Source organism: Pseudomonas sp. P1_F1_2 (assembly GCF_056405815.1).
Window position 1 is genome coordinate 1 of sequence record NZ_JBFUBK010000083.1, and the last position, 16,522, is coordinate 16,522.

Consider the following 16,522-nt stretch of genomic DNA (forward strand, 5'->3'; position numbering starts at 1 on the left):
CTCAGGTTTTACGACTGCTTCGCAGCCGAACGCAGCCTCGCTGGGGCTCGACAGCTGCTACGGGATCGTGCACGACCAACAATTTGATAACCCGGAGCAATCGTGATGCCTCACGTCCCTACCCTGCAGAGTTTCATCGCCGGTCGCTGGATCGGTCAACAAGGCGCACAGATCCTGCGCAGCGCCATCGACGGCCATGAAATCGCCCGCACTCACGAAGAGCGCCCGGATTTCGCCGAAGCCATCGAGCACGGCCGCCGCCAAGGCATCAGTGGCTTGATGGCGCTGGACTTCCAGCAACGCGCCCAACGTCTCAAGGCACTGGCCTTGTACCTGAGCGAGCGCAAGGAACAGCTGTACGCGATTTCCCACCACAGCGGCGCGACCCGTGCCGACAGCTGGATCGACATCGAAGGCGGCAACAGCACCCTCTTCACCTACGCCAGCCTGGGCTCGCGGGAATTGCCATCGGGCAACATCGTCCATGAAGGCCCGGCGATGCAGCTGAGCAAACTCGGGACCTTCACCGGCACGCACATTCTGGTGCCACGCGGTGGCCTGGCCGTGCACATCAACGCCTTCAACTTCCCGATCTGGGGCATGTTGGAAAAGTTTGCACCGAGCTTTCTCGCCGGCATGCCGTGCATCGTCAAACCGGCCAGCGCCACCAGCTACCTGACCGAAGCCGTGGTGCGCCTGATGGACGAATCCGGCTTGCTGCCACCGGGCAGCTTGCAGTTGATCATCGGCAGTACCGGTGACTTGCTCGACCGCTTGCAGGGCCAGGACGTGGTGACCTTCACCGGTTCCGCCGACACCGCCGCCAAGCTTCGGGTCAATCCGAACCTGATCCGCAACTCGGTGCCGTTCAATGCCGAAGCCGACTCGCTGAACTGCGCGATCCTCGCCCCGGACGTGACCCCGGACGACGAAGAATTCGAGCTGTTCATCAAGGAAGTCGCCCGGGAGATGACCACCAAGGCCGGGCAGAAATGCACCGCCATTCGCCGCGCCATCGTGCCGGCCAAACACATTGACGCGGTCGCGACCCGCTTGCGTGATCGCCTGGCCAAAGTCGTGGTCGGAGACCCGTCAGTGGAAGGCGTGCGCATGGGTGCGCTGGCGTCCCACGATCAGCAGAAAGACGTGGCCGAGCGCCTGGAAAGCCTGTTGCAGAGCAGCGACATGCTGTTCGGCGCCCGTGACGGTTTCGAACCGCGCGGCGAGAACGTCAGCCAGGGCGCGTTCTTCGCCCCGACCTTGCTGCAAGCTCGCGATCCGCACGCCGAAGGTGGCGCACACGATATCGAAGCGTTCGGCCCGGTCAGCACCCTGATGGCGTACGACGATCTCGACGAAGCCCTGGCGCTGGCCGCTCGCGGCAAAGGCAGCCTGGTGGCGAGTCTGATCACCAAGGATCCGCAGATCGCCGCCAAGGCCATCCCTGTCGCAGCGGCGTGGCACGGTCGCTTGCTGGTGCTGGATCGCAACTGCGCCGCCGAGTCCACCGGCCACGGCTCGCCACTGCCGCAACTCAAGCACGGTGGCCCGGGTCGTGCCGGTGGCGGTGAGGAACTCGGCGGTCTGCGCGCGGTGAAACACTACCTGCAACGCGCAGCGGTACAAGGCTCGCCGACCATGCTGGCCGCCGTCACCGGTGAATACGTACGCGGCGCCCAGGTCATCGAAACCGAGGTGCATCCATTCCGCCGGTTCTTCCAGGATCTGCAGATTGGTGAGTCGCTGCTGACCCACCGTCGCACCGTGACCGAGGCCGATCTGGTGAACTTCGGTTGCCTGTCCGGCGATCACTTCTACATGCACTTCGATGACATCGCCGCCAAGGAATCGCAGTTCGGCAAACGCATCGCCCACGGCTACTTCGTGCTGTCGGCAGCGGCCGGGCTTTTCGTTTCCCCAGCGCCGGGGCCGGTACTGGCCAACTACGGCCTGGATACATTGCGCTTTATCAATCCGGTGGGGATTGGCGACACGATTCAGGCGCGATTGACTTGCAAACGCAAAATCGATCAAGGCAAGAAGAGCCCGCAAGGCATTCCGCAAGGGGTGGTGGCGTGGGATGTTGAGGTGACTAACCAGCTGGGAGAGCTGGTGGCCAGTTACGACATTCTGACCCTGGTCGTTAAACGCGAGGATTGATCTCCACTGATCGTTCCCACGCTCTGCGTGGGAATGCAGCCCGTGACGCTCCGCGTCACAGTGGACGCAGAGCGTCCTAAGAGGCGTTCCCACGCAGAGCGTGGGAACGATCAATTTTGGGGTCAGTGCTGGCGCAACCACTCGATAAACAGTGCAAACAACTCCGACTGCGACCCGACCTGCAGTTTCAGGTACAGGTTCTTGCGGTGCATGCGCACGGTTTCCGGGGAAATGCTCAGTTGGCTCGCGGTGGATTTCACCGAGTGCCCCCTGAGCACCATGTGCGCCACTTCCCGCTCGCGTTCGGTCAGCACCTCGCAGCCAAAGTTTTCGAAGGCGCACTGCACGCGCTGCTTCAGATCATCACGCACACTTTCAATCACCGTGCTGCGCGCCAGGCCCCGACGGCCGAACTCGCTGATGAACTCGCGAACCAACGGCTCGACCGCCCGCAACAGGTTCAGTTGTTCCGCCCGCAGGCTTTCCCCACCAAAACCCTGAAACAGGCTGACCGAGACCTGGCTGTCATGGCCGGTATCGATCAGGTAAAAACTGTCCTCCGAACACCCGGCCTTCACGTAATAAGTCTTGTAGTACTCGCTGTCGAAGAAGTTGTCCGGGGCTATTTCCTCCAGGTGATAAAACCCTTCGGCCAAGCCCTGCTCCACCGCCAGGCAAAACGGGTCGAGCAGGTAACCACCGGAAAAATAACGGTCGATGATCGACTCCCGATACTCCTCCGGGATGCCGCGCTGATACAGCAACTGCGGCGGCCGGTCCTTGTGTTCGAGGCTGATCATCACCGACTCGATGGACACCAGGTGCCCGAACGCCGACGCCAGGTATTGCAGCGCATCAGGCTCGTCGACATGGGCGAATGCTTCGCGCATGTCGCCGTGCCATTTGTGCAACGCCCCGAAGGGCAATGCGATCAGCGTTTCGTCGTTGGGTTTGCTCATGCCCCGCAGTCTAGCGGGAGAACCGGCACCGGGTAACCGCAGATTGAGCGAATTCATTGCCCGAAGTACTGGCCGTTTTTCTCAAGTTCGGTCGCCACTTCAAGAATGCACACCCGCAGGATCTCGACGATTTCATCGACCTGGGCGCACGTCAGGATCAGCGGCGGCGACATGACGTTGAGGTGCATGATCGGCCGCACCAGCAAGCCGCGAGACTGGGCACGGGAGTGAATCATTTCGCCAATATTCACCTCGTCGGCAAACAACGCCTTGGTGCGTTTGTCGGCCACGAACTCCACGCACGCCATGAACTTCTGGCAGCGCACATCGCCCACCAGCGGCAAGTCGCTGAGCGTCGCCAGCCGTTCCTCCAGATAAGCGCCGACCACATCGACATGCGCCAGCAACTGTTCGCGCTCGATGATTTCGATGTTCTTCAGCGCCGCCGTGCAGCACACCGGATGACCGCTGTAGGTAAAACCGTGGGTAAAGCAGCGGCCCTTGCCGGGCTCGGCGATAACCTTCCAGATACGGTCGGAAAAAATGCACGCGCCCAGCGGCAGGTAGGCCGAGGTCAGGCCCTTGGCCGTGGTGATGATGTCGGGCTGCACGTCGAACAGATCATAAGACGCGAAGAACTTGCCCAGGCGACCGAACGAGGTCACCACTTCATCGGCCACAAACAGAATGTCGTAGCGCTGACAGACTTCCCACATGCGCTTGAGGTAACCCTTGGGCGGAATGATCACCCCGCCGGAACCCATGATCGGCTCGGCAAAGAAGCCCGCCACCTTGTCCGCGCCGATGGAAAGAATTTTGTCTTCGAACTCCTTGATCAGAAATTCGAGAAACTGCGCCTCGTCCATGCCGTCCGGTGCGCGGTACGGGTTGGGGTTGGACACGTGGTGAATCTTGTCGTTGGCGTAATCGAACTCCGGCACGCGGTCGGCGGCCTTGTTGCCGATCGACATCGTCAGCGTGGTGGAGCCGTGATACGCGTTAAAACGGGCGATGACGTGCTTTTTTTCCGGTTTGCCACGGCAGTTCTGGTAGTACTGAATCAGGCGGTACGCGGTGTCCACAGCGGTGGAGCCGCCAGTGGTCAGGAACACGTGGTCGAGATCGCCCGGCGCCAGGCTGGCGAGTTTTTCGCACAACTGAATGGCGACGTTGTTGGACATGTCGGAAAACGGATTCGAATACGCCAGTTGCCGCACCTGATCGGCAATCGCCAGGGCCATTTCCTCACGGCCCAAGCCGATGTTGGTGCACCACATGCCACCCACCGCATCGAGAAAACGGTTGCCCTGAGCGTCGTAGATGTAGGCACCGTCACCGGCCACAATGTTCAGCGCCCCCTGTTCGGCGTGCTCGTCGAACATGTGATAGCCGTGCATGTAATGGGCTTTATCGGCCTTGATCAAATGGGCGTCATTCACGGTCGGCAGTACTTTCAACGTTGGAGTAGCCATACAAAAACCTCAAACCGAAGGGTTAAACGATCAAATCCCGCTCTTCACCGTGCTCCAGACACGGGTAATGGCGCGCATCTCTTTCGCGTCCTGAGTCTTTTGCGGAAACAACCGCCGGCGGGTTTCTTCATCGGGATAAATCGCCAGGTTGTTGCGCACGTCGGCATCCACTAACGGGGTGGCCGCCGCGTTACTGTTGGCGTAATGAATGAAGTCGGTGACGTCGGCCATCACCTGCGGCTGCATCAAGTACTCGAGGAACTTGTGGGCATTGGCGACATGCGGGGCATCGGCGGGGATGTACATGTTGTCGAACCAGATCAGCGAACCTTCCTTGGGAATGAAATAGGCCAGTTTGATCTTCAACTTGGCTTCTTCGGCGCGGGCCATAGCCGTCGCGTAGTCGCCAGACCAGGTCATGGCCATGCAGACATCGCCATTGGGCAGGCTGGTCAGGTAGTTCACCGAATCGAACTTCTTGATGTAAGGCCTGACCGTCAACAGCAACTCTTGCGCGGCTTTCAGATCTTCCGGGGCCGCACTTCGCGGATCGCGTCCCAGGTACTTCAAGGCCAGGGGAATGACTTCAGTGGGCGCATCGACCAGGGTGACGCCGCAGTCGGCGAAGCGCGAGACGATTTTCGGATCGAAAATCATCGCCAGCGAACCGATTGGCGCATCCGGCATGCGTTCCTTGATCTTGTCGACGTTGTAAGTGATGCCGTTGCTGCCCCAGGTGTAAGGCGCGGAGTACACCGCTCCGGCATCAAAGCCCTGCAAGTCCTGCAAGACTTTCGGGTCAAGGTTGGTCCAGCCCGGCAGCAACTTCTTGTCCAGCGGCTGGAACACTTTGGCCTTGATCAAGGGCGGCGCAAGGGAGGCATTCAACACCACCAGATCGTAACCGGAGTGCCCGGTCAGCAACTTCGCCTGCACTGTTTCATAGGCATCAAACGTGTCGTAGATCACTTTGATGCCGGAGGCTTTCTCGAAATTGGCAATGGTTTTTTCGCCAATGTAATCGGCCCAATTATAAAGCCGCAGGGTATTGCTCTCGTTCACGTCGTCGGCGTGGGCATTCAATGTCAGCGGAACAAGCAACAGACTGGAAATCACCATGAGGGCCTTGCGCATAGCAAATTCACCTTATCAAGCGAAGTCGGTTCTGGATGACCGGTTGACGCCACTATTGAGCGATTGGGCAAACGGCACCATACCCCGAATGGGTGTGTGAACCGTTTGACCGGCAGCGCCGTGGTGCAACATGGCAAAAAGCAGCAGATTCGTTGACTCGTTTTGTCATAGCTCCCGCGCGGGCCGGGCGCTTAGAGTGGCTGCCGGACAAAACAGGCGGGGGCATTTCATGAGCGAGCTGATCAAACACGATCGAAACGAAGGCGTTTTGACGCTCACCCTTGACCGCCCCGACAAGCTCAATGCACTGAACAACAGCCTGTACACGCAGTTGGCCGACCGCTTGCTGGCCGCGGATGAAGACGACGACGTCGGCGTGATCGTGCTCACTGGTGGCCCCACGTGCTTTACCAGCGGCAATGACCTGGCGGACTTTCTCGAACATCCGCCGACGCATCTGGACAGCCCGGCGTTTCGCTTGATGAATGTCGTCATTCATCTGCAAAAGCCGCTGATCGCTGCTGTTTGCGGCGCGGCCATCGGCATTGGCACCACGTTGCTGATGCATTGCGATCAGGTGCTGGTCACGCGTAGCGCCAAGCTGCGCACGCCGTTTGTAAACCTGGGGTTGTGCCCGGAATTCGGTGCCAGCCTATTGTTGCCGCGCCTGCTCGGCCACGCTCGCGCCGCGCGTCTATTGTTATGGGGCGACAGCCTCGACGGCGCTGCGGCGGTCGCGTGTGGGCTAGCCAACGAACTGTTCGACGACGGCCAACAATGCCTCGCCGCTGCACAACTCCTGGCCCGGCGCCTGCTGGCATTGCCACAAGAATCCATGCGCCAGACCCGGCAACTGCTCAAACAGGCGTCGTTGCCTGAGCTCAAAGCCACCATTCGTCAGGAAAACCTGTTGTTCATCGAGCGCGTTAATTCGCCTGAAGCGCAAACAGCGTTGACCGCCCTACTCAATCGCAGTACAGAAAAGCATTCACCAAGAGGAAAGCCGTAATGAACACCCCGGATATTTTTGTTGTCAGCGCCGCACGTACCGCCATTGGCACCTTTGGTGGTTCGCTCAAAGACGTTCCGCTGGCCGACCTAGCGACCACGGCCGTCAAGGCCGCCCTGCAACGCTCCGGCGTAGACCCGGCGCAAGTCGGCCATCTGGTGATGGGCAGCGTGATCCCGACCGAAACCCGCGACGCCTACATCTCCCGCGTTGCCGCCATGAACGCCGGCATCCCGAAAGAAACCCCGGCCTACAACGTCAACCGCCTGTGCGGTTCCGGCCTGCAAGCGATCATCAATGCCGCGCAAACCCTGATGCTGGGCGATGCCGACATCGTCGTCGGTGCCGGCGCCGAATCCATGAGCCGCGGGCCTTACATCATGCCAGCCGCCCGCTGGGGTGCGCGCATGGGCAACATCCAGGCCATCGACTACATGCTGGGCATCCTGCATGACCCGTTCCACGGCATCCACATGGGTATCACCGCCGAGAACGTCGCCGAGCGCAACGGCATCACCCGTGAAATGCAAGACGCCCTGGCCCTGGAAGACCAGAAACGCGCGGCCTTCGCCATCGCCAATGGCTACTTCAGCGAACAAATCGTTGGCGTGGAAATCCGTGATCGCAAGGAAACCAAGCTGTTCAGCGTCGACGAACACCCTCGCGCTACCACGCTGGAACAACTGGCGGGCATGAAGCCAGCGTTCAAGAAAGACGGCTCGGTGACGGCCGGCAACGCTTCTGGCCTGAACGACGGCGCCGCTGCGCTGGTGATGGCCACCGGTGCCGCTGTACAGAGCAACAACCTGCGCCCGCTGGCCCGTCTGGTCAGCTACGCCCACGCCGGTGTTGAACCGGAATTGATGGGCCTCGGTCCGGTGCCTGCCACCCGCCTGGCGCTCAAGCGTGCCGGCCTGACCGTCGCCGACATGGACGTGATCGAAGCCAACATCGCCTTCGCCGCCCAGGCTTGTGCGGTCAGCCAGGAACTGGACCTCGACCCGGCTAAGGTCAACCCGAACGGTTCGGGTATTTCCCTGGGCCACCCGGTCGGCGCGACTGGCGCAATCATCGCCACCAAAGCCATCCACGAACTGCACCGCACCAACGGCCGTTATGCGCTGGTGACCATGTGCATCGGTGGCGGCCAGGGGATTGCGGCGATTTTTGAGCGGGTTTAAGCACTAAAACAACGAAGGCCGGTGATCGGGTAGATCACCGGCCTTTGTTCATTTCAAACCCCACGCCCTCAATACAGCTCTTTGTGTACCCGGTCCGAGCTCGACAGGTCGGCCACAAACTGCTGCGCGTCTTCTTCGGCCAAATGGCCGTACCTCATGGCAATGTTCACCAGCGCCTCATCGATGGCTCGCTCCAGGTGGCTTTTATTGCCGCACACATACACATGCGCGCCCTGACTGAGTAAGGCCCAAAGATAGGCACCGTGTTCGAGCATGGCATCCTGCACGTAATAGCGACGGTCAGCGTCTCGTGAAAACGCGGTGATGAGCTGATCCAGCACGCCCGTTTCCTGCCATTTTTCGAGGCGCGGCTGGTAGAGAAAGTCCGATGCCCGGCGTCGATCACCGAAGATCAGGCACGTTTGTGCAGGGCTGCTTTGTTGCTCTATCTGCTCCAGCAATGCGATCAACGGTGCAATGCCAGTCCCCGTGCCAATCAACACGACGGGATGATCGGCCTGTCGTGGCAGGTGAAAACGCACGTTGCTGCGGGCAAACACTTGAACCTGGGCAAGCTTGCCCGCCAGATGGCCGGTCGCGGTGCCGATACGCGGGCGGTCGGCCAATTGATAGGCGATTTCCCGAATGCACAGATCGACGTAGTGCGGCTGGTCGTGAGAAGCAATGGAATAGGCACGCGGCAAAACATCCGGCAGCCACTCGGCCAACTCTTCCAGACTCATTTGCCCTGGCTCACAGAAGTCGCTGAGCACATCGAGCAAGTCCTTGCCGTACAAATAACCTTCGAGCTCTTTACGGTTGCTGACTTTGAGCAAGGTTTTCAAGGTGTCGTGCTGACTGACCCGAGCCATGTCGCGCAACAGCGATTTGCCCAGTTGTCGCAGCTCCTTGGTCGCCAGCAGCGTATGGGCATCGTCGCGACCGAACCATTGACCGATCTGCGCCAGCAGTTGTGGATCGTTTTGCGCCAGCACATAAAGATTGTCCCCTGCGCGGTATTTGATGCCGCTGCCTTCGATATCGAGGCGCACCTGCCAGGCATAAGGCGCCGTCGCATTGAGCCGCGTACGGGAGATCACCCGCGCTGGCCACGCGGCGTTTTCGCCGTAGGCGGTGACTTGCAATTGCAACGTGGTGCCGGCCCGGCGGTCGCCCTTCAAGACCGCTTCGAGGGTGGCGCACCAGGTCTCGAAAAAGCCCTCGAAATCGGTGTCGGCGTCCACGCGATTGATCCAGGGCGCTGCGCCCTTTTGCAGCAGTGCAGCGTCCAGGCTTTTGGTGAAACCGCAAAAAGTCGGGTAAGCAGTGTCACCCAGACCAAAGATCGCGTAAGGCACACTACTGAGGTGTTCGCACTGGATCAGTTGATCCAGAAAACGATCGGCGTTGCCCGGCGGTTCGCCGTCGCCGAACGAGCTGCACACAACGATCAACAGATCCCGAGTGGTCAGCGTTTCAAGCTCAAGTGCATTCAGATCCTGCACGGCCAATGCATACGGCTGCACACAGGGCAGACGCAACAACCGTTGCGTCAACCCGCGTGCATTGCCGGACTCAGAGCCATAACCGATCACGATGCGTTCGATTAACCCTGGCATGGCCGATTACCTGTCGTAGTGTTCGTCGAATTGCTCCTTGGAAAATTCCAGTGCTTCGAAGTCCCCCATCAAGTCGTTAATCACACGACGAATGCTGATGTACTCAACGATGTTGCCCTGCTCGTCGAACAGCGGTTGCACCGTGGTGTCGACCACGTAGAGCCCGCCACCCTTGCCGACATTTGGGATAACGCCGGTCCAGATTTCACCTTTTTTGATGGTGTCCCACATCTGCTTGTAGGTGCTTTTTGGCACGGAGGCATGGCGGACGATGCTGTGGGGTTGGCCCAGCAGTTCTTCCTTGTTGTAGCCGGTCAGTTTGCAGAACAGGTCGTTGACGTAGGTGATGTTGCCTTGCAAGTCGGTGGTGGAAATCACCATGACGTTTTCCAGCGCGCCCAATACTTTGGCGTTGATGGCTTGCATTGTGTTGCCCCCTTAAAGGATCAAAAGTTGGTACATCAAATTCAAATCGGGCCAGCCCACGGTGTATGCATTTCTATTTTTTATGGAGTGGCGACTCAGTTGTCCTGAGCCACCAGACGCGGACCTTTACGCGTGACCTGCTGCCCCACCTCGAAGCGCGCATTGGGCGAGCGCACGGTGCTGATTTCGCCTTGGGCGTTTTTGACTTCGTAGGCGGTTTCCGTATGGCCGGACGCTTGCTGCACAGCGCTGCCGGCAAAGAATCCAGCCCCAAGGCCGACCAGCGCGCCCGCAGGACCGCCCACCGCGCCGACCATCATTCCAGTGAGCGCACCGAAACCTTTGCCAGCGGTGGTATCAGGGACTTCGCGCACGACCTGATCGGCCATGCAAAGGGGTGAGATCAACAAACACAATGTGAAGCTGAGCGGGATTGAACGAGGCATGACATCTTCCTTGTTTCGATTACGTTGCTCTCGTCACTTCATGAAGCATGCCAACTTATTAACACTTATAAATCAGCAAGTTAAAAAACAACGTTGTCATAAGGACTCCGTACAAAATGAGTCTTTATGACACCAACATAGTCAATATGACAAAGCCAGCAATATTGCAGGACTGACTGACAGGGGGAGGTAATCGGGACGCGCAGGATGGGTTGGCGGTGGTGGATGCCCGGTCGGCGAACATCCTGACGACCGGCAGCAAAAATCAATTGCCACCAAATATTACATGCGTCATATTACCTGCGTAATAAACACCCGTTTCCTACAGGTAAACCCCATGACCAGCATGCCCAGCCTTGAATCCGACCTTGCAGTCCCGGTGAGCACACCCAAGCCTCCCCTGCTCAAACGGTTGATCCTGCTGACGGCGGTTATTGCAGCCCTGGTGTTTGCCGGTCTGTATGCGAGTCACTGGTGGACGGCCGGTCGTTTCATCGAAGAAACCGACGATGCGTACATTGGCGGCGACGTCACGGTAATCGGCCCGAAAGTGGCCGGGTATATCGAAGAAGTGCTGGTCACCGACAACCAGCCAGTGAAGGCCGGCGATGTGCTGATTCGCCTCGATTCCCGCGACTATCGCGCTAATCTCGCCAAAGCCGAAGGCGCGGTTGCCGCCGAAGAAGCCCTGCTGGCCAATCTCGACGCCACTGAACAATTGCAGTACGCGGTCATCGGCCAGGCCCGCGCCGGGATCGAAGCCGCTGGTGCCGAAACCGCGCGCTCGCGGGATGACAATGCCCGCTACAAAAAACTGGTGAGCACCAACGCCGTCTCGGTAGAAAGCGCGCAACGGGCCGATGCCACCTTCAAGACCGCTCAGGCGCTCAGCTCGCGAGCCCAGGCCGAGTTGCTGGCGGCGCAGCGCCAGTTGAACGTGATCGAAACCCAGAAACAGCAAGCCCGCGCCGCACTGATGCAGGCACGGGCCGAACGGGACCTGGCGCAATTGAATGTCGGTTACACCGAACTGAAAGCCCCGGTGGATGGTGTGATCGGCAATCGCCGGGCGCGGGTCGGCGCGTATGCGCAGGCGGGTTCGCAATTACTCTCAGTGGTGCCTTCCAGTGGCTTGTGGGTGGACGCCAACTTCAAGGAAGATCAACTGGCGCGGATGATTCCGGGCCAACGCGTGATCATTCATGCCGACGTGCTCTCGGGTCAGGAATTCCACGGTCATCTGGGCAGCCTCGCACCGGCCAGCGGTTCGCAGTTCAGCGTGCTGCCACCGGAAAACGCCACGGGCAACTTCACCAAGATCGTCCAGCGCGTACCGGTGCGCATCGTCCTCGATCCGGCCGACGGTGTGCTCGGCCACTTGCGCCCCGGCCTGTCCGTAACCGCTGAAGTCGACACCCGCAAAAGCGCTGACACCCCAGCCGTGGCCAGCGCACCATGAGCCGCGCCCTCGCTGTCCCGGCGCCACCGTTCAATCCCGCCAACATGGCGACGGCGACCAAGGTGTTTGCGTTCGCCAGCATGTGTATCGGCATGTTCATTGCGCTGCTGGACATTCAGATCGTTTCGGCCTCGTTGCGTGACATCGGCGGCGGGCTCTCGGCCGGCACCGACGAAACAGCGTGGGTACAGACCAGTTACCTGATCGCCGAGATTATTGTGATCCCGCTTTCGGGCTGGCTGTCACGGGTGTTTTCCACCCGCTGGCTGTTCTGCGCTTCGGCGGTAGGTTTTACCCTGGCCAGCCTGTTGTGCGGCGTGGCCTGGAACATCCAGAGCATGATCGCCTTCCGCGCCCTGCAAGGCTTTCTCGGCGGTTCGATGATCCCGCTGGTGTTCACCACGGCGTTCTTTTTCTTCACCGGCAAACAACGCGTCATTGCCGCCGCCACCATTGGCGCCGTGGCTTCGCTGGCGCCGACCCTCGGGCCGGTGATCGGCGGCTGGATTACTGATATTTCGTCCTGGCACTGGCTGTTCTACATCAACCTGGTGCCGGGGATTTTCGTTGCCGTGGCAGTGCCGATGCTGGTGAAAATCGACCAGCCGGAACTGTCGCTGCTCAAGGGCGCCGATTACCTCAGCATGGTGTTTATGGCGCTGTTTCTCGGCTGCCTGGAATACACCCTCGAAGAGGGCCCGCGCTGGAACTGGTTCAGCGACAGCACCATTCTTATCACCGCTTGGATCAGCGGCCTCGCCGGCCTCGCTTTCATCGGCCGGACCTTGCACGTGGCCAACCCGATCGTCGATCTGCGCGCCTTGAAAGACCGCAACTTCGCCCTCGGCTGCTTCTTTTCGTTCGTCACCGGCATCGGCCTGTTCGCCACGATTTACCTGACGCCGCTGTTTCTCGGACGGGTGCGTGGCTACAGCGCGCTGGACATTGGCCTGGCGGTTTTCTCCACCGGGGTGTTCCAGATCATGGCGATTCCGCTGTATGCCTTTCTGGCCAACCGCGTCGATCTGCGCTGGATCATGATGACCGGCCTTGGGTTGTTCGCGTTATCGATGTGGGATTTCAGCCCGATCACCCATGACTGGGGGGCCAGGGAATTGATGCTGCCGCAAGCATTGCGCGGGATTGCCCAGCAACTGGCGGTGCCGCCGGCCGTGACGTTGACCCTGGGTGGTCTGGCGCCGGCACGGCTCAAGCATGCGTCGGGGTTGTTCAATCTGATGCGCAACCTGGGAGGCGCCATCGGCATCGCCGCCTGCGCAACCATCCTCAACGACCGCACCAACCTGCATTTCACAAGGCTGGCGGAACACCTGAACAGCACCAACGAAGCGCTCAACCAGTGGCTGTCACAGGTCGGCAACAACTTCACTGCCCTCGGCCAAAGCGGCGACACGGGCGTCACCGCCAGCCTGCATCAGCTATGGCTGTTGACCTACCGCGAAGCCCAGACCCAAACCTATGGCGACGCGTTCYTGATGATCATGGTCTGCTTCATCATCGCCACGGCGATGGTGCCCTTGATGCGCAAGGTGCAACCACCGGCCGCGCCGAGTGCCGATGCTCATTGAGAATTCGCAGGGCCTATACATCCCGTTTCGACGGCTTGCTTATTTGTTGATCCCCAGCATCCGCAGCCAATCATAGGGAAAATGAACACTCAACGGCAGTTGATCGATTCTCCAGCGCGCCGGCAGTGGTTGATCAAACCTGGCAGCAACCTGCAATCCCATTTCGTTCGCGGCGAATGGTCCGCGCAGAACCGTCGGCGTGCGAGCGGCACTGTCTGCGGCCCGCACCACGTGAGCATCCAGCCATTCTCCGTCCGGCATATGGACTTTCAGTGGCTGACCTATCTGCGCGTAGTTGATGTTAAGCGGTTCCAGATAAATCCAGAGCAATGGGTCGGCCAAACGTTCCAGACGCATCAGCAACGTTCCCGGGCCGACGTTCTCACCTTGGGTAACAAGCACTTCTGCTATACGACCACTCTGCGGCGCCGTCACTGACAAGGCGGCCAGCCGTGTCTTCAGCCATTGCTGTTCAGTATTTTGTTGGATCACTTCCCGATCAAATCCTTGAGGCGATTGATGAGCTAACTGCTCACGACGCTCGAAAGCCAACAACTCCGATCGAAACCCATCGCGCTCGGTCTGTGCGGCCAGCACTTCACCTCGAGTGGCAGCGCCTTGCCGAACAAGACTGTCCAACTGCTGAACACGTTGCTCTGCCCTGCCCACCTTGGCGCTGAGCAATTGACGCACTTTCATGCCCAAATCGGAATCGCCAAGCCGCGTAGCTTCAACGGGCATGGCGGCAAGTTGCATCAGCCGGGCACGCCACTCCGGATTGTCGAGGTTGACCAGCAGTTGGTCGGCTTGCACGTGATCACCCACCGTGACGAATAGCTGCTCGACCCGACCAGCATCTCGTGCGCGCACCTCCTGAATAGGCAAGAACAACTGCGCCGGCGCGTCAACCACCAAGATGCCGTACAACAGCTTGCCGAAAAGCCAGAGTAATGGGCTGGCTACCAGGAACAGGATCAGGTACCAGCGCAGGCGAAATGCCATACGTTTACCGGGAGCGTAGAGCACGTTCAGGCCATGCTCCTCAGTGGGGTTGTGCTCTTTTTGACTATCGAAACGAATCTTCATGAGCCTCTCACCGTTTGGGGAAGTCTCGCCAGGCTTGCCAATCGATACCGGCAACGCCCTGAGGTTGTAGCTGGTCACGCCACTTCGCTACCTGGCGTTGTAATTGTTCAGCGGAGGCGCCTGCCCAGCTTTCGGTGGATGGCAACTGCGGTTCGGTGCTCTGAGCCAGGCGAAATTGCAGATCAGGCCAACGTTGCGCTATCTCCCCTGCCAATTGCGCACTGCGTTGCGGGTTACGGGTGTAAATCATCAGGCTGACTTGACGTACCCCGATTGCTGGCAGAGCACAAGGCACACAGGGGTGCCCGGCCTGAGCCGCAACGAACCAGCGAGGGTGGCTCGATATTGCTACCGGCCACTGGCTTGCCACTGTTGCCGCACGTAACGTGTCGAGCCAGTCTTTCAGGCGTTGATCGGGGACCGGCATGCCCAACTGTTCGACTTCGAGATCCAGGTGAAGGCTGGTAAACGGTAATCCATCAAGCTTGCCCAATAATTCCGTCAGTTGCTTGCGGTGCTGCGGTTCAATCCAGCTTGGGTCGCCGAGAAGCAGACTCACTTGCAGACCGCTACGTGCAGCATCCTGGAGCAATTGCTCAAGCCGCTGGCGGGTCGCCGACAGATTGGCCACCTGGACGGCGTTGAGGCCGAGATAGATTTTCTGCATCCCGGCTTTGCGTAATGCTTGCAGTTCCGCCTGACGACGCACTGGATCCAGCAACGCTTCGCTGTTCCAGACATAGGTGGCCTGAAGCCATTTTTCTGGCTCGACTGGAACATTTTTACGCCGCACCGCAGAGGTTGAGGTAGCTGCAATCGCAGCGGGTTGCGGCTTGATCATCGGCCACCACTCCAATCGTTCATCACCCAACAACGCAGCAAATTGTGGGCTGTCTTCGGTGAAGAGATTCAACTCGGCCTGACGCAACCAGGCGGCATGCCACGCCGCAATCAATTCAAATCCTGACTGGAAATAAACGCGCTCGGCGGTCAATAGGGCAGTGAGGTTTCCATTCGCGTCCAGCGTGCTCCGAGCCTTTTCCTCATCGAGAGCCAACGCAGCGGTATGCCATTGCTGGCTGCGCTGCGTGATCGACGCTTGCGCAGTGTTTTGGGCACGCAATGCCTTGCTCAGCTCCAGACCCAACGCACGTTGTTCGGCCTCGACACGGTCGCTCGCCGCTTCGTAGCGTGCGTCGGCAACTTGTTGGCGAGCCCGCGTATTGCCGACCAAGTCGAAAGGCGTAGAAAAATAGAGGCTGGCCACCAAGCCGCTGCCCGCTTTATCCGAATCGCTGCGATACTCCCGAGTGCTGGCCAGAGCAACATCGGAATCAATAGACGAATACCAGGGGTTTTCTCGCTCTTTGTCGGCCAAATCACGAAGGCTTTGTTTTTCCGTGACCCTTGGATGCTGATTCAACAGCGCCTGCCATTGAACCAATGGTTGTGGTTGTGGCGCGAGAGGCTCGGCTACCGCTTGGGCGCCTGCTGGCAACCCGCTCATGCTGATGCTAGCCAAATCTTCGCGTACGTCTACTTCGATTTTGGTCAGCGCCTTGCATCGGGTTGAAAGCCCTTCCCACTCATCCAACTGCAACTGACCTTCGGAAGTGCGTGACAAACCTTTTTCCATACGCAGGCGAATCGCCTGATCAGCCTTCTTGGCCGTTGGAATGAGCGCATCACAAAAAGCGACTTCCTGTTGCACACGCCACCAGTCAGCGTAAGCACTACGCAAAGCCAGACGCTGGCTTGCAACCTCCAAAGCAACGCGCGATTGCTGTCGTTGGCGTTCGTACTGATTAGCTTGCAGTAGGTCGAGCTGACGCTTAAGGCTACCCAACAGAGGATGGCGTACACCAAGACTCAAATTTCGACCGAAATAATCATCGCGAACGTCAGGGGTGACCAACTCTTCAAAACGCCCCGCGCCAGCACCGGCGAACACTTGCCATCCCGCCCGGTCCTGGTGAAGCCTG

Annotated in this window: 13 protein-coding genes; 5 read left to right on the forward strand and 8 right to left on the reverse strand. The window is 59.4% G+C overall.

The annotated features are described in order from the left end of the window. Window positions 1–105: 105 nt before the first annotated feature. Window positions 106–2,160 carry a phenylacetic acid degradation bifunctional protein PaaZ gene (paaZ, locus tag AC1D2P_RS21850; protein WP_477758377.1) on the forward strand — a complete coding sequence of 685 codons (2,055 nt, stop codon included), beginning with the start codon at window positions 106–108 and terminating at the stop codon, window positions 2,158–2,160. Window positions 2,161–2,282: 122 nt separating this feature from the next. On the opposite strand, the gene AC1D2P_RS21855 is transcribed toward paaZ, so the two are convergent. From AC1D2P_RS21855 to AC1D2P_RS21865, 3 genes are read right to left on the reverse strand one after another with little or no spacing between them, the layout of a single operon-like run. Next, window positions 2,283–3,176: a helix-turn-helix transcriptional regulator gene (locus tag AC1D2P_RS21855; protein ID WP_223522625.1), complete on the reverse strand. Its 894-nt coding sequence runs from the start codon at window positions 3,174–3,176 to the stop codon at window positions 2,283–2,285. Beyond that, window positions 3,173–4,591 carry an aminotransferase gene (locus AC1D2P_RS21860; RefSeq protein WP_109787293.1) on the reverse strand — a complete coding sequence of 473 codons (1,419 nt, stop codon included), beginning with the start codon at window positions 4,589–4,591 and terminating at the stop codon, window positions 3,173–3,175. Before AC1D2P_RS21860 ends, AC1D2P_RS21855 begins: the two co-directional genes overlap by 4 nt. A gap of 30 nt (window positions 4,592–4,621) precedes the next feature. After that, window positions 4,622–5,725: a polyamine ABC transporter substrate-binding protein gene (locus tag AC1D2P_RS21865; RefSeq protein WP_477758378.1), complete on the reverse strand. Its 1,104-nt coding sequence runs from the start codon at window positions 5,723–5,725 to the stop codon at window positions 4,622–4,624. A 229-nt stretch (window positions 5,726–5,954) separates the two neighbouring features. Here AC1D2P_RS21865 and AC1D2P_RS21870 point away from each other — a divergent pair, with 229 nt between their 5' ends. Both AC1D2P_RS21870 and AC1D2P_RS21875 read left to right on the forward strand, forming a co-directional pair. Beyond that, on the forward strand, window positions 5,955–6,734 hold the full coding sequence (locus tag AC1D2P_RS21870) for an enoyl-CoA hydratase-related protein (RefSeq protein ID WP_477758379.1): 780 nt from the start codon (window positions 5,955–5,957) through the stop codon (window positions 6,732–6,734). Further along, on the forward strand, window positions 6,734–7,915 hold the full coding sequence (locus AC1D2P_RS21875; RefSeq protein WP_046032657.1) for an acetyl-CoA C-acyltransferase family protein: 1,182 nt from the start codon (window positions 6,734–6,736) through the stop codon (window positions 7,913–7,915). The genes AC1D2P_RS21870 and AC1D2P_RS21875 overlap by 1 nt, the downstream gene beginning before the upstream one ends. 68 nt (window positions 7,916–7,983) lie before the next feature. Here the strand turns inward: AC1D2P_RS21875 and AC1D2P_RS21880 are convergent, their stop codons facing one another. The 3 genes from AC1D2P_RS21880 to AC1D2P_RS21890 form a co-directional block, all read right to left on the reverse strand. Next, on the reverse strand, window positions 7,984–9,534 hold the full coding sequence (locus AC1D2P_RS21880) for a diflavin oxidoreductase (protein ID WP_223522620.1): 1,551 nt from the start codon (window positions 9,532–9,534) through the stop codon (window positions 7,984–7,986). A gap of 6 nt (window positions 9,535–9,540) precedes the next feature. Next, entirely contained in the window at window positions 9,541–9,960 is a 420-nt protein-coding gene (locus AC1D2P_RS21885) for a PAS domain-containing protein (protein WP_046032655.1), read from the reverse strand. 95 nt (window positions 9,961–10,055) lie between these two features. Next, on the reverse strand, window positions 10,056–10,406 hold the full coding sequence (locus tag AC1D2P_RS21890; protein ID WP_046032654.1) for a hypothetical protein: 351 nt from the start codon (window positions 10,404–10,406) through the stop codon (window positions 10,056–10,058). Window positions 10,407–10,743: 337 nt separating this feature from the next. Here AC1D2P_RS21890 and AC1D2P_RS21895 point away from each other — a divergent pair, with 337 nt between their 5' ends. Both AC1D2P_RS21895 and AC1D2P_RS21900 read left to right on the forward strand, forming a co-directional pair. Beyond that, window positions 10,744–11,865 carry an HlyD family secretion protein gene (locus AC1D2P_RS21895; RefSeq protein WP_109787298.1) on the forward strand — a complete coding sequence of 374 codons (1,122 nt, stop codon included), beginning with the start codon at window positions 10,744–10,746 and terminating at the stop codon, window positions 11,863–11,865. After that, entirely contained in the window at window positions 11,862–13,454 is a 1,593-nt protein-coding gene (locus tag AC1D2P_RS21900; protein WP_109787299.1) for a DHA2 family efflux MFS transporter permease subunit, read from the forward strand. The genes AC1D2P_RS21895 and AC1D2P_RS21900 overlap by 4 nt, the downstream gene beginning before the upstream one ends. A gap of 39 nt (window positions 13,455–13,493) precedes the next feature. Here AC1D2P_RS21900 and AC1D2P_RS21905 read toward each other — a convergent pair whose 3' ends face one another. Both AC1D2P_RS21905 and AC1D2P_RS21910 read right to left on the reverse strand, forming a co-directional pair. Beyond that, window positions 13,494–14,540, reverse strand: a complete 1,047-nt coding sequence (locus AC1D2P_RS21905; protein WP_223522619.1) for an HlyD family secretion protein — start codon at window positions 14,538–14,540, stop codon at window positions 13,494–13,496. Between the two features lie 7 nt (window positions 14,541–14,547). After that, window positions 14,548–16,491, reverse strand: a complete 1,944-nt coding sequence (locus AC1D2P_RS21910) for a TolC family protein (RefSeq protein WP_177412325.1) — start codon at window positions 16,489–16,491, stop codon at window positions 14,548–14,550. Window positions 16,492–16,522 lie beyond the last annotated feature (31 nt).